The organism is Mucilaginibacter sp., assembly GCF_025359345.1.
In the GTDB taxonomy this organism is placed as follows: Bacteria; Bacteroidota; Bacteroidia; order Sphingobacteriales; family Sphingobacteriaceae; genus Mucilaginibacter.
Window position 1 is genome coordinate 200,531 of the sequence record NZ_JANYGQ010000022.1, and the last position, 18,622, is coordinate 219,152.

18 protein-coding genes are annotated in these 18,622 nt (G+C 44.0%); 12 read left to right on the forward strand and 6 right to left on the reverse strand.

Annotation, left to right across the window (positions count from 1 at the left end; genetic code table 11):
* The first annotated feature begins 2 nt into the window (after nt 1-2).
* The 7 genes from Q0R52_RS14000 (at nt 3) to Q0R52_RS14030 (ending at nt 6,801) form a co-directional block, all read left to right on the forward strand.
* The gene (locus Q0R52_RS14000; RefSeq protein ID WP_295795306.1) at nt 3-668 is read left to right on the forward strand and encodes a TetR/AcrR family transcriptional regulator; all 666 of its coding nucleotides are present in this window, start codon (nt 3-5) and stop codon (nt 666-668) included.
* Nucleotides 669-734: 66 nt separating this feature from the next.
* Entirely contained in the window at nt 735-2,009 is a 1,275-nt protein-coding gene (locus Q0R52_RS14005; RefSeq protein ID WP_295795308.1) for a TolC family protein, read from the forward strand.
* Nucleotides 2,010-2,017: 8 nt separating this feature from the next.
* Nucleotides 2,018-2,911: an HlyD family efflux transporter periplasmic adaptor subunit gene (locus Q0R52_RS14010; RefSeq protein WP_295795310.1), complete on the forward strand. Its 894-nt coding sequence runs from the start codon at nt 2,018-2,020 to the stop codon at nt 2,909-2,911.
* 2 nt (nt 2,912-2,913) lie between these two features.
* Nucleotides 2,914-3,825: an ABC transporter ATP-binding protein gene (locus tag Q0R52_RS14015; RefSeq protein WP_295795312.1), complete on the forward strand. Its 912-nt coding sequence runs from the start codon at nt 2,914-2,916 to the stop codon at nt 3,823-3,825.
* 3 nt (nt 3,826-3,828) lie between these two features.
* Nucleotides 3,829-4,569 carry an ABC transporter ATP-binding protein gene (locus tag Q0R52_RS14020; RefSeq protein WP_295795314.1) on the forward strand — a complete coding sequence of 247 codons (741 nt, stop codon included), beginning with the start codon at nt 3,829-3,831 and terminating at the stop codon, nt 4,567-4,569.
* A 10-nt stretch (nt 4,570-4,579) separates the two neighbouring features.
* Nucleotides 4,580-5,686: an ABC transporter permease gene (locus Q0R52_RS14025; RefSeq protein WP_295795315.1), complete on the forward strand. Its 1,107-nt coding sequence runs from the start codon at nt 4,580-4,582 to the stop codon at nt 5,684-5,686.
* Entirely contained in the window at nt 5,683-6,801 is a 1,119-nt protein-coding gene (locus tag Q0R52_RS14030; protein ID WP_295795317.1) for an ABC transporter permease, read from the forward strand. Before Q0R52_RS14025 ends, Q0R52_RS14030 begins: the two co-directional genes overlap by 4 nt.
* 363 nt (nt 6,802-7,164) lie before the next feature.
* Here the strand turns inward: Q0R52_RS14030 and Q0R52_RS14035 are convergent, their stop codons facing one another.
* Nucleotides 7,165-8,004: a hypothetical protein gene (locus Q0R52_RS14035; RefSeq protein ID WP_295795319.1), complete on the reverse strand. Its 840-nt coding sequence runs from the start codon at nt 8,002-8,004 to the stop codon at nt 7,165-7,167.
* Nucleotides 8,005-8,231: 227 nt separating this feature from the next.
* Between Q0R52_RS14035 and Q0R52_RS14040 the strand changes: the two genes are divergently transcribed.
* Nucleotides 8,232-9,074, forward strand: a complete 843-nt coding sequence (locus Q0R52_RS14040) for a DUF1080 domain-containing protein (RefSeq protein WP_295795321.1) — start codon at nt 8,232-8,234, stop codon at nt 9,072-9,074.
* 334 nt (nt 9,075-9,408) lie between these two features.
* Nucleotides 9,409-10,338, forward strand: coding sequence for a hypothetical protein (locus tag Q0R52_RS14045; protein ID WP_295795323.1), 930 nt, complete (start codon nt 9,409-9,411; stop codon nt 10,336-10,338).
* Between the two features lie 67 nt (nt 10,339-10,405).
* On the opposite strand, the gene Q0R52_RS14050 is transcribed toward Q0R52_RS14045, so the two are convergent.
* The 5 genes from Q0R52_RS14050 to Q0R52_RS14070 form a co-directional block, all read right to left on the reverse strand.
* A complete protein-coding gene (locus Q0R52_RS14050; protein ID WP_295795325.1) occupies nt 10,406-11,296 on the reverse strand; it encodes a DMT family transporter in 891 nt (296 codons plus the stop codon).
* A 20-nt stretch (nt 11,297-11,316) separates the two neighbouring features.
* Nucleotides 11,317-12,576: a glycoside hydrolase family 172 protein gene (locus tag Q0R52_RS14055; protein WP_295795327.1), complete on the reverse strand. Its 1,260-nt coding sequence runs from the start codon at nt 12,574-12,576 to the stop codon at nt 11,317-11,319.
* Nucleotides 12,573-13,001, reverse strand: coding sequence for a GNAT family N-acetyltransferase (locus Q0R52_RS14060; RefSeq protein WP_295795329.1), 429 nt, complete (start codon nt 12,999-13,001; stop codon nt 12,573-12,575). The genes Q0R52_RS14055 and Q0R52_RS14060 overlap by 4 nt, the downstream gene beginning before the upstream one ends.
* A 357-nt stretch (nt 13,002-13,358) precedes the next feature.
* On the reverse strand, nt 13,359-14,087 hold the full coding sequence (locus Q0R52_RS14065) for a hypothetical protein (protein WP_295795331.1): 729 nt from the start codon (nt 14,085-14,087) through the stop codon (nt 13,359-13,361).
* A 140-nt stretch (nt 14,088-14,227) separates the two neighbouring features.
* Nucleotides 14,228-15,112 (reverse strand): alpha/beta hydrolase, encoded by an 885-nt coding sequence (locus Q0R52_RS14070; protein WP_295795333.1) that lies wholly within the window; start codon nt 15,110-15,112, stop codon nt 14,228-14,230.
* A 147-nt stretch (nt 15,113-15,259) separates the two neighbouring features.
* Between Q0R52_RS14070 and Q0R52_RS14075 the strand changes: the two genes are divergently transcribed.
* From Q0R52_RS14075 to Q0R52_RS14085, 3 genes are all read left to right on the forward strand, one after another.
* Nucleotides 15,260-15,637, forward strand: coding sequence for a response regulator (locus tag Q0R52_RS14075; RefSeq protein WP_295795335.1), 378 nt, complete (start codon nt 15,260-15,262; stop codon nt 15,635-15,637).
* A gap of 360 nt (nt 15,638-15,997) precedes the next feature.
* On the forward strand, nt 15,998-17,326 hold the full coding sequence (locus tag Q0R52_RS14080; RefSeq protein ID WP_295795337.1) for a GntP family permease: 1,329 nt from the start codon (nt 15,998-16,000) through the stop codon (nt 17,324-17,326).
* A gap of 1 nt (nt 17,327) precedes the next feature.
* A complete protein-coding gene (locus Q0R52_RS14085) occupies nt 17,328-18,452 on the forward strand; it encodes a glycerate kinase (protein ID WP_295795339.1) in 1,125 nt (374 codons plus the stop codon).
* Nucleotides 18,453-18,622: the final 170 nt, after the last annotated feature.

An 18,622-nucleotide genomic window follows, 5' to 3' on the forward strand; every position in this document is an offset into this window, starting at 1 on the left:
ATTTGATTAAATCAAAAACGCTTTTTATATTTGTCCCGTCAACCATCGCAACAAAAGAAATGGACGAACAAGAAAAAGCTGAAGTTAACCTGTCGACCGAGGAAAAGTTTAAGGAAGCCGCGCGTATTGTATTCACTAAAAAAGGATATGCGGCTACCAAAACCAGGAATATTGCCGAACAGGCCGGACTTAACCTGGCGCTTTTAAACTACTACTTCCGCAGCAAAGAGAAACTTTTCGAGATTATTATGATCGAGAAAGTGCAACAGCTTTTTGCCTTTATATCGCCTGCCCTGAATGACACAAACACCAGCCTGGAAGAAAAAATTGATTGGGTGGCTGTTAATTATATCGAAATGCTGACCAAAAACCCCGACCTGCCAATTTTTGTATTGAGCGAGATAAGGACCAACCCAGAGCGTTTTGCCAAAATAATACAGCTAAACACGTTTGTTTTAAAATCGCATTTTGTAAAACAACTGGCAGAGCGTAAACCAGGCATTAACCCGGTGCAGCTTTTCCTCAACTTTTTAGGTATGCTGATATTTCCGTTTATTGCCAAGCCTGTTTTTCACTCAACCAGCGCCATGAGCGACGATATGTTTAACCAATTGCTGGAGGACCGTAAAACACTGGTTCCCAAATGGATGAAATTAATGCTCGAATAGGAGAAAAAAATTTGCCTTAAGTTTAATCAAATGACTAAATCAAAATATTAAATAAATTAATACTACATGAAAAAGCGAATATTTTTATGTGCCTTTTTTGTACTGATGGCGGTCTTTGCAGGCCGGGCACAATCGCCACAGCAGCTAACACTTGCCGATTGTTATAAGCAAGCCGAACAAAACTACCCGCTGATAAAACAACGCGAGTTGATTGCCAAAACGTCGGAATATAATATCGATAACATACAAAAGGGCTACCTGCCGCAACTTAGCTTTACAGGGCAGGCAACTTACCAATCAACAGTAACCCAAATACCTATTAAACTGCCGGGGGTTAACATACCGGCCTTAAGCAAAGACCAATACAAGGCTTACGGAGAAATTAACCAGGTGCTTTACACCGGCGGCGAACTGGAGCAGCAAAAACAATTGCAAAAAACCAGCGAAGCCATTAACCGGCAGCAACTGGAAGCCGAATTGTACCAGCTAAAGGGCCGAATTAACCAGTTATTTTTTGGCGTACTGCTGCTTGATGAGCAGATAAAGCAAAACGACCTGTTAATAAAGGATTTGCAGCTCGGGTTGAATAAGGCAGAAGCGTCCATAAAAAACGGCACCGCATTTAAAAGCACCGGCGATGTAATAAAGGCAGATATTTTAAAGAATAAGCAGCGCACCATCGAATTGCAGGCATCGCGCAAGGCCTGCGTGGATATGCTGGGATTGTTTACCGGCACCAACACAACTGCGGAAACCGTATTGGCTAAACCACAACCCATCACTGTATCAGAACAAATTAACCGGCCCGAACTGCTGGTTTATAATGAGCAAGCTAAAAACCTGGATGTGCAAAACAAGCTGCTAACCTCAAAAACGCTGCCCCGATTGGGACTATTCCTGCAGGGCGGTGTGGGCAGGCCAGGGCTCGATATGCTTAGCAATAGTTTGGATGCTTATTACATCGGCGGCATCCGCTTAACATGGTCGCCCTCGGTTTTTTATACGCTGAAGAAGAGCCGGGCGCTTATCGATATCAATCGCAAAACTCTCGATGTGCAGAAGGAAACCTTCCTGTTTAACACCAATTTGACGGTAAAACAACAGGATGCTGAGATTGGCAAATACCAGCAGCTACTGGCCAGCGACGATGAAATTATCAACTTGCGTAGCAGGGTAAAAACAACTGCGATGGCACAATTGGAAAACGGCGTTATCAACGGCAACGACTTTTTAAGCCAGGTAAACGCCGAGGACCAGGCCCGTCAAAGCAAAATACTGCACGAAACACAGTTATTAATGTCGCAGTACAACCAGCAAACAACAACCGGTAATCAACAATAAAACTTGTCATGAAAAAAATACAAATATTATCAACCATACTATTAATAGGCCTCACAGCCTGTAATAAGTCCGAAGAAAAATACGATGCGTCCGGCACATTCGAAGCTGTGGAAACCATTGTATCCGCCGAAGCTACCGGAACAATAAAGCAGCTTGACATAGAGGAAGGCCAGGTTTTAAAGGCCGGGCAGCAAATAGGCTATATCGACAGTGTGCAACTCTATCTGAAAAAGAAGCAACTGCAAGCCCAGGCTAAGGCCGTTTTAAGCGGCAAACCCGATATTGCGGCGCAAACCGCTGCCCTGCAAGAGCAATTGCGCCAGGCCGAACGCGAGCAGAAACGTATTACCAACCTGTTAAAAGCAGATGCGGCTACGCAAAAACAACTGGACGATGCAAATTCGCAGGTGGCGGTTGTGAAAAAGCAGATATCAGCCCAGCAATCGTCGCTGGGTATTATGTCGGCAAACCTTAACGAACAGACTGCGCCTCTTGATGTGCAGGTGCAGCAAATAAACGACCAACTGGAAAAATGCCGCATCATAAACGGCGTAAACGGTACGGTGCTCACCAAATATGCCGAGGTAAACGAAGTAACCACCAATGGCAAGCCTATTTACAAAATAGCGGAGCTGAATTCTATTATCCTGCGGGCCTATATTACCGGCGACCAGATTTCGCATGTAAAAGTTAACCAACAGGTGAAAGTGTTGGTGGATGATACGAAAGACACCTACAAAACCTATCAGGGTACTATTGAATGGGTAAGCGACAAGGCAGAGTTTACCCCAAAAACCATTCAGACCAAGGACGAACGGGCCAACCTGGTTTACGCCGTTAAAATAAGGGTTAAAAACGACGGCTACCTCAAAATAGGCATGTACGGCGAAGTAAAGCTATAGTTATGGAAGCGGCTGTAATTGTAAAGGATTTAACCAAGGTTTACGGAGAAACTACCGCTGTGGATGCGGTTTCATTCTCTGTAAACCAGGGCGAGATATTTGGGTTGATAGGCCCCGATGGCGCGGGCAAAACCAGCATCTTCCGGGTGCTGACTACCCTGCTACTGCCGGACGGCGGCTCGGCTACGGTGGATGGTTTCGACGTGGTGGAGGATTATAGCCAGATACGAAGCCGAGTGGGTTATATGCCCGGCAAGTTTTCGCTGTACCAGGATTTGAGCGTTGAGGAAAACCTTAATTTTTTCGCCACGCTTTTTAACACCACTATCAAAGAAAATTATCACCTGATAAAAGATATCTACGTACAGCTGGAGCCTTTTAAAACTCGTCGCGCGGGTAAGCTATCGGGCGGGATGAAGCAGAAACTGGCATTGTGCTGCGCGCTGATACACAAACCTACCGTGCTGTTTTTAGATGAGCCCACAACCGGAGTCGACCCGGTATCGCGCAAGGAATTTTGGGAGATGCTGAAACAACTAAAGGCGCAAAATATCACCATTGTGGTGTCAACCCCTTACATGGATGAGGCAAACTTGTGCGACAGGATTGCGCTGATACAGGGTGGCAAAATCCTTTCGGTTAACACCCCGGGGAATATCATTAAAGCATACCCTAACCAGCTTTACGCAATAAAAGCCGACAACATGCATGCGCTTTTAAAAATATTAAATGGATATGATGAGGTATTGGCCAGCTACGCGTTTGGCGAATTTGCACATGCATCATTTAAAAACAAGACCGTCGATTTAGAGGGCGTAAAATCGTATTTAACAAAAAAAGAGCTGACCGGCATCGAACTAAAAAAAACCGGGACAACCATCGAGGACAGCTTTATTAAATTATTAAAGGATTAAACCATGGGCGAAACCGTTATAAAAACCGACAAACTAACCAAACGCTTTGGTGACTTTATTGCCGCTGACGAGATAACCTTCGAGGTGGAGAAAGGCGAGATATTTGGCTTTTTAGGCGCCAACGGAGCCGGGAAAACCACCGCCATGCGCATGCTTTGCGGGCTTTCTATCCCCTCGTCGGGCAGCGCTACTATTGCCGGTTTTGATGTGTACAAACAAACCGAACAGATAAAGCGGAACATCGGCTATATGAGCCAGAAGTTTTCGCTTTATGAAGATTTGACCGTGATTGAAAACATAAAATTCTTTGGGGGAATTTACGGGTTGACCAATCTGCAAATCAAAACAAAAAGTGATGAATTACTTCATAACCTTGGGCTTGAGCAAGAGGCTAAAAAGCTGGTGGCCTCCCTCCCGTTGGGCTGGAAACAAAAGCTGTCTTTTTCGGTTGCGGTGCTGCACGAACCCAAAATTGTTTTTTTGGATGAACCTACCGGAGGTGTCGACCCGGTTACCCGTCGCCAGTTTTGGGATTTGATATACAATGCTGCCGATCGCGGCGTAACCATATTTGTGACCACGCACTACATGGATGAAGCCGAATACTGCAACCGCATATCGCTAATGGTCGACGGTAAAATAAAGGCGCTGGATACCCCGCGAAATTTAAAAAACACCTTCGGGGTAGAAACGATGGATGAGGTATTTTATAAACTGGCACGCGGCGCAAAACGCGGCGATTAAACTTATTGCAATGAAACAGTTTTTGGTATTTATAAAAAAGGAGTTCGCCCATGTGCTGCGCGACAGGAAGACATTACTCATCCTGTTCGGCATGCCTGTAGTGCAGATACTGATATTCGGCTTCGCGCTTACCAACGAAGTAAAAAACAGCCGGATAGTAGTAATGGACCAGGCCAACGATGCCGCATCCAAAGAAATTATTACCAAAATTGGGGCCAGCCGGTATTTTGATATTGTACGGACTGTCATGAGTCACCAGCAAATGGAAGATGCCTTTAAACGGGGCGATATCCGGATGGCGGTTATTTTCCCTGCAGGCTTTAATAACGATTTGCTGCATCAAAATGCTGCCCAAATACAGGTAATAGCCGATGCATCCGATCCGAACAACGCCACTACACTAACCAGCTATGTAGGCTCTATAATACAGGATTACCAGGCACAACTTAGCAAAACATCAAAAGTTCCTTACCGCATTCAACCCGAAATACGGATGTTGTATAACCCGCAACTCAAGGGCGCACCTAATTTTGTTCCGGGCGTTATGGCCTTGGTGCTAATGCTGGTTTGCGTAATGATGACCGCCGTATCTATTGTAAAAGAAAAAGAAACCGGCACCATGGAGATATTGCTGGTATCTCCGTTTAGGCCTATACTGGTGATCATTTCAAAGGCGATCCCCTATCTTTTATTGTCGCTTATTAACGTCGCATCAATTTTATTGCTAAGCGTTTTTGTGCTTGATTTACCTGTAAACGGGAACATACTGTTGCTTTTTGCCGAGAGCACCTTGTTTATAATCACCTGCCTTACCGTAGGGATTTTTATATCGGTAAAAACCAATTCGCAGCAGGTGGCTATGTTGATTTCGCTGATGGGCATGCTATTGCCAACCATATTGTTCAGCGGGTTTATGTTCCCCATCGAGAATATGCCAGTGCCGTTGCAATGGTTTTCAAATATCATCCCCGCAAAATGGTACTACATTATTGTTAAAGATATTATGATAAAGGGCTTGGGCTTTAACGCCATCTGGAAGGAAACGCTTATCCTTTCGGGGATAACGGTCGCGCTGCTTATCGTCAGTTTAAAAAGTTTTAAAATACGCCTGTCATGAGGACCATTAAATTTTTATTGCAAAAGGAGTTCCGGCAGATATTCCGTAACAGGGCCATACTGGCGATGGTAATGGTTATGCCGGTTATGCAGTTGCTGATATTGCCGCTTGCCGCAAATTACGAAGTAAAGAATGTAAACATAGCCGTCATTGATAATGACCATTCCTCCTACTCGCAAAAGTTGATCTCAAAAATTACGGCTTCAGGATATTTTAAACTGACCGGCTACGATTTTTCGTTCAAAGAAGCATTCAAGCTGATTGAAAGCGATAAGGCCGATTTGATCCTCGAAATTCCGCACGGCTTTGAACGCAACCTTGTGCGCGAGGATGAGCAAAAGCTGTTTATCGCCGTAAATGCCATCAACGGCACAAAAGCCAATTTGGGTGGGGTTTATCTCACGGGCATTATCAAAAATTTTAATGCCGATGTTCGTGTTCAACTGGTACAGCCCGGCAAATTTAACCAGCAACCAACCATAACTATTGCCTCATCCAACTGGTTTAACCCCTATTTAAATTATCATGTATTTATGGTACCTGGCATATTGGCGATTCTGGTGACTATGATAGGCGGTTTTTTAACCGCACTGAACATAGTGAAGGAAAAGGAAGTGGGCACCATCGAGCAGATAAATGTAACCCCTATAAAAAAACATCACTTTATATTAGGCAAGCTCATCCCCTTTTGGATATTGGGGAACGTGGTATTCACCTTAGGGTTGATAGTTTCATGGCTGATATACGGCATCACCCCGTTGGGAAATATATTATTACTCTATGCATTTATCGCGGTTTACCTATTGGCCATATCCGGCTTTGGGCTACTGATTTCTACTTTTTGTGATACCCAACAGCAGGCCATGTTTGTGATGTTTTTCTTTATGATGGTGTTCATACTGATGGGCGGCCTGTTCACATCGATTGACAGCATGCCCGACTGGGCCAAATTTGTCACAAAGTTTAACCCGGTGGCCTACCTGATAGATGTAATGCGGATGATAGTACTAAAAGGCAGCGGATTTAAAGACATAGCAAAGCAGTTAGGCACTATCGGGTTGTTTGCCGTAGTGCTTAACAGCTGGGCGATTATTAATTATAAAAAGACGAGTTGAACACCGGACTACCCCCATCGGGCAATCTCACTAAGTTAGCACGGGTTCGGGCGAAGAAACCCGGCAAATCGTTCCATTTTTCTCAGCGGAACACCCCGAACGCTGTGAAACATATTGATTATCAAATGTTTATTTTACAACAGATGTTCCTATTGTAAAAATGGAACGCTTAAACTGGCAATAAAGCACTATAATATTAACCCTTATATCGAATTCACCTTAAGTTAAGCCCTCCCACCAGGAACCGATATTGGACTCTTAACGGAGCCGATTATCGGGTTTTAAAGATCGTTTGTCTTAGCTCTTGATTCTTGACTCTTGATTCTCGGCTCTTAATCCTTGATTATTGACTCTTGAACCTTATCAATGCAAATTAAAAGCAACCATAGCCCTGATGGTGTAACCATTTTGGGTACCCAATATGCCAACATCCCTTATTGCTTCCGAAGGTAATACGGTGCTGTGCGTGGCATGAAACACCGGCCCGCCTGAAACAGAAAAAGAGAACTTTGAGTTGGTCGGAGCCACATGTATTGACGGACCAACCAGCAGCTTGGCGCCACCCTCGGTCTCGTCTGCTTCCCAAAAACCTTCCAGGTCCTCTCCCACGGCTTCAATACCTGCAAAAACCGGCCCGGTAATACGGTGCTGGAAACCGATGCTACTAACAAGGTCGATACGGTCACGGGTTTTGCTGAAGGCTTTTTCAAACCTCATGTTACCGCCAACCCGCCATGAGGCAGCCTCGAATGATGCAGTAACCCTGCTGAAAATAGCACCCGTGTTTGAAAAATCACGATTTACGCCCAAACCTAATCCAAACCTGGCTCCCGAAAATGTTTTGCCACCGACAAAGTCGCGGATTACTTCCGCTTGTTGCGCTGTTGTTGTGCTGCCATTATGGGCAAAGCCCAGGTCGGCGTTGGCAAAAAGGGTAAAGCGGTTGCCCAGATAACCCTTAACAGCAAACTGCTGGTCGACGCCATCGTAGCCAAAAGGGCCTGCGGTATGTTCGCCATAACTGCCGGTGTAATTAAAATTCCAGGCAGGGGCATCTTCTGTGAGGGTGTTAACCGAAAACAGAAAAGGTTGCGTGGTGCCGCCGGATGTGGAGCCTAATGATTTTGAAAATTGCTGGTTTTGCGCTTTTGCAAAAACGCTTGTTAACAGTATAATAAACAGGGCAGAAAAGTATTTTTTCATAAAGTAGAATTAGGTTTCTATTAACTTGGGTCAACGTATGGTAGCCAAATATACATTTGAATGAGCTTTATTTCATAATAGATCGCATCGAAAATACATCCCGCCAATCCCATTGCCAAAACTATATTTTCAATGTTAAGTTAGTTTTAATTCAGTAAAACGGTATTGATACCAGTGTTACTTGCTTTTATTTATTTCCTATCTTCGGTTAATTAAACCATCACCGTATGAAACCTTTAAAGCTAATCTCAGTGTTACTGCTAGTTGCAATTACGTTTGGTTTTACCATTGTGAAAAAGGACGGCTGGAGACCGCTGTTTAACGGCAAAGATTTAACCGGCTGGGAGACCTACATAGGCCCCGACCTGGACGACAACGGCAAACCCATTACCGGCACTCCAATTGGCCTGAATAATGACCCTAAACATGTTTTTACTATTGTTAACGATGAAAGCGAAAACGTCATCCGCATATCAGGCGAAAACTGGGGCGCTATATCAACCCAAAAAAAATACGAAAATTACCACCTGCAGTTGCAGTTTAGATGGGGACAGCTTTCTTGGGGGCAAAAGAAAGGCAAAAAGAAAGACAGCGGACTGCTGTACCATTCAGTAGGTAAATATGGTGCAGATTATGGCGCGTGGATGCGGTCACAGGAGTTCCAGGTAGAGGAAGGTAATTGCGGCGAATATTGGGGAGTGGCCGGAGGGTTTGCTGATATTCCGGTAGTAAAAAAATCCGAAACTGAATACGTTTACGACCCAAAAGGCACCCTCACTACTTTTAAAGAAGGCGGCGCTCAAGGACGGCACTGCATGAAAAGCACAGACGCCGAAAAACCATCCGGCCAATGGAACACACTTGATTTATATTGCCACGGCGATACTAGTATACATGTGGTAAATGGCAAAGTAATGATGATTTTATATCACAACAAACAAATGGATAATGGCCAGGAGTTACCGCTGACAAAAGGAAAAATTCAGATACAATCAGAGGGAGCGGAGATTTTTTATAAGGATATTAAGATACAAGCGATTACAAAACTACCGGCGCTTTTTACCAAATAACCTGAAACTCCACATTTATACCGACTTCTCATTTCTTTCGGGCAACTCCCGTTGATACCTTATAAACCGGATGATTTACTTTATTTTGCAAAGTAAGCAAAAGGAGTATCACGGCCATTATTATCAAATAGCCTACTAAAGAAAACTTTAACGATGGTGCCATAAAACAATTAAACTTATGATTTTAGCGTTTGTCGTAAAGCAACTTCATTCCTTACAACAATATACTGTATCCTAAATATCTGCAATATCTTGTAAGGTCTTTCTGGCATGAGCGACGAAGTATCTGATTACCGGTTTGGTAAATCACATACTATTTTAAACATTAAGACGCATGAAGTTTTTATACCTGCTTGTAATTACAACCATTATCTCGTATAACGCTTTTTCGCAGGGTTGCAGCGATGCGGGGTTTTGCAGCCTTGGCGTATTAAAAAACAACACTAATGACTCCGTCACTTTACGCAACAAAAAACATGTAATTGATATTGGCGCCAATTATGGGTTGGGTGAACAAAACACCAGCACGATTAACAGCTATTTGGAATATCTTTTCAACTTAAATAGCCGGTTTTCTTTCCAGTCGAAACTTACAGCGACTTACGCTAGCGGCTTTCTTGGCAGTAACTTTAACATTGGGGACCTATACGAAACTGTCAACTACGCGCCTAAACAAAACAGTGGCAACGAGTTAGCTTTCGTGGCCGGGGTCAAAATCCCACTAAGCAGGAGCAACGATAAAAACAGCGACGGTAAGAGCCTGCCACTGGATTACCAGGCAAGTATCGGCACTTACGATGTCATTACCGGGCTAAACTATGTGGTCAACAAAAAATGGGAATTTGATGCGGCCGTACAGGTGCCGGTTGTGCAGGTAAACCAAAACAGTTATTCGCCTGCCGAATTTTCAGATCCACGTGTGCTCAAATTTGTCCCTACAAATGATTTCAAACGTAAAAGCGATCTTTTGGGAAGATTGGGCTATTATTTCTATTTACAAAAAGATAATGTGAGCGTAAAACCAAGCCTATCATTAATTTATCACGTGGGCGAAGACAGCTACGTAAACATAGCCGGTCGGCGGGCAGCTATCATTGGGTCGCGGGGGCTTACAGTAAACGGGAGCGTTGTGGTAACCAAAAACTTCAATAATGGCAATCGCTTCGAGGTGGTGGCAGGAGCTCCTTTTAAAACCAGGAAAGTGAGGCCGGACGGTTTAACGCGGGATGCGGTTTTAAACCTCCAGTATTCTATAGTTTTTTGATCGGATATGTGACTTTTACTACCAACAATGCCGGATGACCTGGCTAACAACTGTCATAAATTTTTTTTTAATCTGCCGATATCGTTCTTTTCCGCCGATGTCCTGCTACCCTAACCATCTGCAACACTACGGAAAGTATGATCAACCCAAGGCCGCAATAAAATCCAACGGTGAGATCCCTGTTCTCTTTAAAAATCAAGATGGCCAGTATAATACTGTATAACGGTTCAAGGCCAAAGGTTAGGTTAACAGTAAAGGCCGAAATTGTTTTTAGCGCATAGGTCGACATCAGGTAAAGCAGCACTGTACAAAACAAGGCCAGTATCAGCAAATAGCCAAAATCCGGCAACGAGGGTAATGCCATTTTAACCGGAAAGAGATAAAGATATACAGGTAAAAATAGCGTGACACCTGCAAAGCCGCCAAACATGGTGTAAAGTGTAATGGTTTCATTAGCAAATACTTTGGTAAGCCGCTCATTAAATATGGTGTAAAAGGCCACTAACAATGAAGATATTACTCCAAGAATAATACCGGTACGATAATGTGCATCCAGCCCGAAAATAAGCCCGATTCCGCATAGGGTTAGTCCGCTTAATATCAATTCGGCCAATGAGAATTTCTTTCGGTTGAGCAGCGGCGCTAAAATAGATGTAAAGAAACTTGTAAGTGAAAAGCAAACCACACCTACCGAAATATTGGAATACTTAATGCTTGCGTAAAAGAAAACCCAATGCAAACCAAGAAAGGCACCTGCAGAACCAATCCTGACCGCATTTTTAAAAGTGATTTTTTTGAGCCTGCCGCTTGCCGCCAAAATCAACAGCAATAACAATCCTGAAAGCATTAACCGGTACCAGCTGATTAGCCCGGCATTAAGAGTTATCAGCCTGCCAAATACGCCCGTAAAACCAGCAAGTACCACAGCGAGGTGCAACAAAATGAATGCTTTCTTCATTATAGAATTATTCGTGCTCGTTATTTAGGCGCTTTATCGCGCATTTGCGTGGTGCGAATGGCAACCGGCTGCAATGCGGGTAAATTATCAGCAGGCTTATCCAGGTAAAAATAAGCGGTTGCAGATACGTCGTCCGAACGGTAGAAATTCGCCCATCCATCAGTCAGCGCGATTTTATCCAGTTGCTGCACCTCGCCCTTTTTATAAAACATGTGGAGTTTGTCGTCATACGTAGTTATCGGTATTAATGGCGCTTTCGCAGCCTGGAAACCGGCAACCTTTTGCTTTGTGTCGCCGCCAATTTGCTGCATAGTTATGCGGCAATCAGTTTTAAAATAAACCGGATCGGGCACATGGAAGCGGTAAAAAGCCCATTGCAGCAAACTATCGCTGGCGACGGTACAGCCCGAATATTGGTTAATAAACTTCGCTTGTCCCCAGCCTGTGCCGATATAGTCTTCGGTACCGGTACCATTTATAGATGGATAATCCCTGTCGCCATCCAAATACATCTTTACCTCACCTTCGCCAAACCACGATTTGCCATAAACCGGATTAGCGTTAACACCCATATTTACGCCCAAAAACCTGCCGCGGCCCTTAACGCGGGGCAGTATCTCAAAATCCTGCGCCAGCGTGGTTGCGGTATCGCGGCGCCAGGCGGCATGGAAATACATATTGCTGTTGTTCCATTCGGGCAGCAGGCTATAGTCCACGTCGAAATAGATATTATGCAGCTTAAGTTTCGATTCATTAGTTATCACAATCCTGGCACCTTTCTTAAAAGGCATAGGGATATAGCATATAAACGAGCGGGCTTCCGGGTCAGCAAAAAAAACGTTCTGAAAAGCTGTCGTGCGACCAAGGCCAACGCCAAAAAAATCGCCAATAGGAGCAGAAACTGCCGGTTTTTTCTCACCATCCCAAAACATTTCGATTTTTAACGAGCGCAGCATTTGCGGCGACCTGTCATCAATAGTTATCCATATGCGGTTAATGATGCCAGTTCCCCGGATATCAAGTAAAGCTTTCGAACTGCCCGCTTCTATCCAATCTGCCGGATGGCCCTTGGCGCCGTTATTTTCTTTACCACCAGCCCCTTTTTTACCGTTCAGATTTTCGGGGCTGCTCCAGCGGGTTTCGGCATTGCCATCAAATTGATAAACACTGCCGGCCGAGCTGCTTTGGGCCATTGTTGCATGGGCAAACATAATAACCAAAGCAAATATCAACGACCATTTTATTGCTAGTTTTACTGCGATACTTTTTGTGATGCTCATTTGGATATTTTTAAGTCGTTCTCATTATCCAGCATGTAACAATGCTCATGCCGTGTCATCCCTATTTTTGGATAGTATCCCACGGCAGCGGGCGCCGAAAGTAAAATTAGTTTTGCCTGCGGCGTAAGCCGTTTAGTTTCTTTTATCAGCCGAGTGCCTATCCCCTGCTTTTGCAGGCTTTCATCAACAGCCAAATCGGATAAATAGGTACAATAAATAAAATCAGTTAATGAGCGTGCCACGCCTACCAGCTTGCCGTCTTTGCGGGCCGTAACTATTAAATTAGCGTTTTGGCACATACATTTTATCCGTTCAGCGTCGTCAATCGGACGGCGTGCGGCAAGGGTGCTGCGTTTTAAAACATCAATAAATTCTTCGGGGTGCAGGGTTAGTTCGCGTGCGTAAACTATTTCGTTATGCTCCATATTATTTTATGCAGATCGGTTGTGCTAATGCACAGCAATTTATAAGGTTATCTGCAATTAAACAATGGGTATTGGTAATTATTCGGGGAAGGTTTATCATCTGCAAAATAACCAGGAAGTGCGTCGCTGATATACCTTATACACAATTATTTGGCAGATATAGAGCAGAGCGTAATTTGGCTAAAGCCCGACTTTCTTAATCTCTTCCCCGTCGGTTAAAACCGACGGCAATGAAGACAAAAAACAAGGCATAACTCATTGCCGTCTGGCTTAAGCCGACGGAACTTAAAGCGTAAACTAAGATGGCTTTAGCCAAAGTTCTTAGCGAATAAACAAGGGGCCAAACTAACCAGGACGCTACAATTTTCCGTCTGCTTTTGCCGCTATTTTTGGCATATCGTCTTGCAGTTTTATCATCAGCTCATCCACAGCATTTTCGCAAAGGGGCAGCACTTTTTTGGGAGTGAGGAATGAAATACCTGCAATCTGGCTCCCTGTCAGTTGCGATATGGCAGTTTCGGTTGTTGAAAACACTTTTTTGCCGTTTTTATCAAACAAAAGAATGTGAACGCTGGCATTTACCTTCACCAAAGCCACACCGCCAAGGCCTTTTTTCTCCATGCTAAAATCGAGATAAACCTTCATTATGCCATCGGCGGAGGCAAACATGTTAGCCAGTTTTTTCTCGTTGCCCTTATCTTTCAAAGGCAATACCACTTTATAACCTTTCGCGGCAAGAGTCAGTTCATCCCGCAAGGCACCTGCCGCGGCAGGGTCGTTTGGAACAAAGTCTTTATAATCAGAATTATCTATTACCTCGCGCTCAGGCAATAGTTGGAAGGAGAATTTTTTGCTGTAGTTTTTAAAAAACTGATCATGAAAGTTTTTTAAAAACGAACTCATATCAAAATCAGGGTCATTACAAAGCTTCGTAACACTTGCCTCAGCAGACTTTGTGGCAACCCTGCTGATATCAATTTGTTTATCAGCATAAAAAGTAACAACAGCCACTTTTTTATCCTGGGCATAAACAGATGCTGATAAAAAAATTAAGGATAAATTAAAGAATATAAATAGTTTTTTCATTTCGTTGTTTTGGGTAGCTATTAACCAAATATTTAAAGGGTAAATGTAACTAAACAAAAATTAAGCCCATTTTATTACTCCGTCATTTTTTTGCTTAAAACAACAGCTTGTTTAAAAGGCGGCAATACCGCCAACTGTCTTTACAATTTATTATCCGCCATCCATTTAGCAATAAGTTCTTTGTAAACCCCTACGCCGCCCGTTGTGCTGCGGATGCCATATCCGTGGCCGCCGGTTGGGTACAAATGCATTTCGGCAAGTACTTTTGCCCGCTTAAGTGCTAAATAGTAGAACAAAGCATTTTCAACATTAATGGGGTCGTCTTCGGTTTGAAAGATAAATGTTGGTGGTGTTTTGGCCGATACCAGTATCTCATCGGCCAGTTTGCCCGGTTGTTTTTCGTCAATTAAATAGGCAGGGTAGGTTAATATGGTAAAATCGGGGCGGCAACTTATATCATCTGCAGCATCTACATGCGCGTAAGCCCGTTTCTCGTTCGTATTGCTTACCAATGCGGATAAATGTCCACCTGCTGAAAAGCCCATGATGCCTATATGATTGGGTTTTATGCCCCATTTGTCAGCATTAAGGCGAACAAGGCCCAGTGCCCTTTGCGCATCCTGCAGCGGCAGTTCGTACCGCAGCTTCCCGGGCAAAGTCGGTACCCGGTATTTTAACAATATGGCGGTTACCCCTATAGAATTAAACCATTCGCAAATTTCGGTACCCTCCAAATCCATTGCCAAAATGTAATAGCCACCGCCGGGACAAACCACAACGGCCGTTCCATTTGGATTTTTTGGTTTGAAGACTTTTATTGTGGGGTTGGTAATATCGCCCAGCCTGATAACCGCCTTGCCCGATACTTTGTCATCATTTGGCTTGCTGATGTCATGCTCAACTAGTTTTTTTCCTTTGACGGTATCAATAAGCCTGTCTTTTGGCCATAAGTTAATTTCAACCGGGGTTTGGGCGTTTAACATGGTAGTCATAAAACAGGCAATAATTATCAAGTATTTTTTCATCCGGGGGCAAAAAGTAAATGGCGGTGGCCTAAGATAAAGATATGCAGATTATGCTGCAATAACCTACAATTAATCTAAAAATGTTACAATAGAGCCTAAAACAAATGATTTGTACGACGTGTTATTACCCTACCAATTATAATTTCTATGTCTCAAAAAATACTTGTAGTTGAGGACGACTACGAAATCCTGAACTTATTAAAAGACGTACTGGAGAGGGAAGGCTATGAAGTCACAGCGCTGAATTACACCGAGTCCATCATTAAAAGTGTAACTCAACATAATCCCGATTTGGTAATGCTTGATTTTTTGCTGGCGGGCATTAACGGAGGTGAACTTTGTCACGAGATAAAAGCGAATCCCGGAACCGCTTTGCTGCCGGTAATTATGCTTTCTGCATTCCCACGCGTACTTGATTCATTGGGCAACTATGGTTCGGATGCTTTTATTGCAAAACCGTTTGATATTGCGATGGTGTTAAAAAAAGTGAAGGAATGCCTTGAAGACCGGATGGCACACGCGTAAAAGCTGTAATGATATTCAATAATGAATTCGAATATCAAGCCAACCTGTTATTTTCATTTTGTTATTCGATATTAAGCGCTCAGCATTTAACTTTTTTTGCGGGCTGCTGTGCATTCACTTGCCAAAAAACTTTATTACCCAAATGCCATCTCCCGGAAAATATTGCTGATATATTTTATTCCGCTTACATAAACCGGTTATATCAAATCTCCTCCCAGGGTCGTAGGGTAAAAGTTTGTGCCTTTATTGAATATTTACCGGTAATACGAGGTAATTAATATGCCCCAACACAAATTTAACGCCGAAATTTAAACAGGTGTTATAACTTTACCCATACCATTACCATAAACCACAAAATAAATGGCTCATTCGCTAACCTATATTCTTACACTTCTGGCAGCCGGCATCGGGCTGATTGTTTTGCTTACGACAAAATATAAGGCCCCCGCTTTTTTTGCATTGTTCTTAGCCTGTTTGGTTGTGGGGCTCGGTATCGGCCTGCCTTTAAGCGGCGTGATAACAACGATGAAGGATGGTTTCGGCAATATTTTAAAATCGTTGGGGCTGATAATTGTATTGGGCACAACGCTGGGCCTGCTGCTTGAATACACCGGTAGCACAACAGTGATGGCAACTTATTTGATAAAGAAATTAAGCAATAAACACGCTCCCTGGGCCATGAGCCTTACCGGATTTATAGTTGGACTCCCCATTTTTTGCGACTCAGGATATATTGTACTTAGCGGACTAAATCGCTCAATGGCGCGGCGGACAGGCATCCCAATAACCATCATGTCCGTCTCCCTCGCTACGGGTTTATATGCCGTACATTGTTTAATTCCGCCACACCCCGGTGCTTCGGCCGCGGCAGCCACCATAGGGGTTGATTTCGGCAAGCTGATTCTAATTGGAATCGTAGTAGCCATACCAGCCATGATAGTTGGCAATTTATGGGCGAAATATGCGGGTAAAAAAACAATTGAACACGTAACAGATGAAGTTTTTGATATCGATGATGAACACGCACGCCTGTCACTGATAAAAGCTTGCCTGCCCGTTTTTGTCCCGATAGTTTTAATCGGTATAAAGTCGTTTTTAACAGCGTGCGCGCATACTTACCCGGCCTTGACTACATTTTTGCTCACCCTGGGCGACCCGGTAATGGCCCTTTTGATTGGCGTGCTGCTGGCATTTAACTGCAAACGCGGCTGGAAAAAAGGCGAATTGAGTAAATTATTGCAGGAAGGGGCAGAAAAAGCCGGCGGCATATTGGTTATAATTGGTATGGGTGGCGCGTTTGGCGCTATTTTAACCTCGGCAAATATCGGTGCACATTTTAGCCAATCGCTGGCACTGGGCAGCATGGGTATTTTCTTTCCGTTTTTATTGACGTCGGTTTTAAAAACGGCACAGGGTTCATCAACGGTTGCCATAATTACCGCCGCTTCTATAATGCTGCCCTTGCTGCCTGCATTGGGGCTGAATACCGAAAACGGCAGACTGTTTTGTGTGCTGGCTATGGGTGGCGGCTCTATGATGATATCGCACGCAAACGACGCCTATTTTTGGGTGATCGCAAAATTTTCGGGGTTGGAGATGAAAACCATGCTGAAGGTTTACTCAACTGCTACCATTTTGATGGGCACAACGACAATCATTATGGTTTATATTTTATCAAAGGTTTTATAATATGCATATCCTCATTGCTCCGAATGCTTTTAAGAACAGCCTTGATGCCAGGCAGGTTGCTTTGGCAATTGAAGATGGCTTAAAGCAAAGCAAACTGGATTGTACCACCCAATGCTTCTCCATTGCCGATGGCGGCGATGGCACCGGCAGCCTCATTGTTGAAAGCTGTAAAGGCAAAGTAGTTTGGAAGGAAGTTAACGACCCGCTTGGCCGGAAAATTAAAGCTTCATTTGGCTTGATCGACAATGGCAAAACAGCGGTAATTGAAATGGCGGATGCATCGGGTTTGCGGCTGCTGAAAAAGGAAGAGCTAAACCCTTTAAAAACATCGTCATACGGAACAGGGGAATTGATAAAATTCGCTCTGGACGAAGGCGCAAGCCGAATATTTATAGCCATGGGCGGCTCTGCAACTGTTGATGGCGGCTGCGGAATATTAAGTGCTTTAGGTATTCGTTTTTTGAATAATGCCGGCGATGTATTACAAGCCGTCCCCGAAAGCCTGGTTAATATAGCTAAGATTGACGCATCTGACCTTGATAAAAGATTAAGCGATTGCGAAATAGTTATTCTTTGCGACGTAGATAATAAGCTGCTCGGCTCACAGGGAGCGGCAACTGTGTTTGGCCCTCAGAAAGGAGCCTCGGTAGCTGATGTGACTTTTCTGGATGGCTTTTTAGCAAATTTCGCGAAGATATCAGCCGCTCAAACAGGCAAAAGCATGGCTGATATTAAACATGGCGGCGCGGCAGGCGGCGCAACGGCAGGCCTGAATACCTGGCTAAACGCAAAGCTGGTAAACGGCATTGAATATTTTTTAAAGCTTACCAACTTTGCCGAAGCGCTGCAGCACGCAGACTTAGTAATTAGCGGCGAAGGCAGCATAGACAGACAAACTTTACAAGGTAAGGGACCTTACGGGGTTGCATTACAGGCGAAGCAGGCTGGCTTAAAAGTTATCGGCGTGGCCGGCGTAATTCCGCCTGAACCGGATGAGGAACTCGATCGATTTTTTGACCAGCTGATTTGTATCAATGAGCCTGGTACCGATATGGCAACTTCGATGGCCAATACCAGGGAAAATCTTGTTAAAACCGGCAACAAAATTGGCGATATGCTGGCTTAAAAAGCCAGGTTTTGCTTTCGTGTTTGTCAGTGTTGTCACCAATCGTGGTGTAAATTTACACGTCAAGCGTTCCATTTTTGCACATGGAACACCCGGAACGCTGTGAAACATGCTGATTTTCAGGCTAATTGATTTACAACGTAGAGACGCAATGCTTCCCGTCTCTACAT

What these genes read in the sequence shown, in the direction of transcription:
- Q0R52_RS14005 (WP_295795308.1), top strand. Translation starts at nt 735, where the DNA reads ATGAAAAAGCGAATATTTTTATGTGCCTTTTTTGTACTGATGGCGGTC.
- Q0R52_RS14010 (WP_295795310.1), top strand. Translation starts at nt 2,018, where the DNA reads ATGAAAAAAATACAAATATTATCAACCATACTATTAATAGGCCTCACA.
- Q0R52_RS14015 (WP_295795312.1), top strand. Translation starts at nt 2,914, where the DNA reads ATGGAAGCGGCTGTAATTGTAAAGGATTTAACCAAGGTTTACGGAGAA.
- Q0R52_RS14020 (WP_295795314.1), top strand. Translation starts at nt 3,829, where the DNA reads ATGGGCGAAACCGTTATAAAAACCGACAAACTAACCAAACGCTTTGGT.
- Q0R52_RS14025 (WP_295795315.1), top strand. Translation starts at nt 4,580, where the DNA reads ATGAAACAGTTTTTGGTATTTATAAAAAAGGAGTTCGCCCATGTGCTG.
- Q0R52_RS14030 (WP_295795317.1), top strand. Translation starts at nt 5,683, where the DNA reads ATGAGGACCATTAAATTTTTATTGCAAAAGGAGTTCCGGCAGATATTC.
- Q0R52_RS14035 (WP_295795319.1), bottom strand. Translation starts at nt 8,004, where the DNA reads ATGAAAAAATACTTTTCTGCCCTGTTTATTATACTGTTAACAAGCGTT.
- Q0R52_RS14040 (WP_295795321.1), top strand. Translation starts at nt 8,232, where the DNA reads ATGAAACCTTTAAAGCTAATCTCAGTGTTACTGCTAGTTGCAATTACG.
- Q0R52_RS14045 (WP_295795323.1), top strand. Translation starts at nt 9,409, where the DNA reads ATGAAGTTTTTATACCTGCTTGTAATTACAACCATTATCTCGTATAAC.
- Q0R52_RS14050 (WP_295795325.1), bottom strand. Translation starts at nt 11,296, where the DNA reads ATGAAGAAAGCATTCATTTTGTTGCACCTCGCTGTGGTACTTGCTGGT.
- Q0R52_RS14055 (WP_295795327.1), bottom strand. Translation starts at nt 12,576, where the DNA reads ATGAGCATCACAAAAAGTATCGCAGTAAAACTAGCAATAAAATGGTCG.
- Q0R52_RS14060 (WP_295795329.1), bottom strand. Translation starts at nt 13,001, where the DNA reads ATGGAGCATAACGAAATAGTTTACGCACGCGAACTAACCCTGCACCCC.
- Q0R52_RS14065 (WP_295795331.1), bottom strand. Translation starts at nt 14,087, where the DNA reads ATGAAAAAACTATTTATATTCTTTAATTTATCCTTAATTTTTTTATCA.
- Q0R52_RS14070 (WP_295795333.1), bottom strand. Translation starts at nt 15,112, where the DNA reads ATGAAAAAATACTTGATAATTATTGCCTGTTTTATGACTACCATGTTA.
- Q0R52_RS14075 (WP_295795335.1), top strand. Translation starts at nt 15,260, where the DNA reads ATGTCTCAAAAAATACTTGTAGTTGAGGACGACTACGAAATCCTGAAC.
- Q0R52_RS14080 (WP_295795337.1), top strand. Translation starts at nt 15,998, where the DNA reads ATGGCTCATTCGCTAACCTATATTCTTACACTTCTGGCAGCCGGCATC.
- Q0R52_RS14085 (WP_295795339.1), top strand. Translation starts at nt 17,328, where the DNA reads ATGCATATCCTCATTGCTCCGAATGCTTTTAAGAACAGCCTTGATGCC.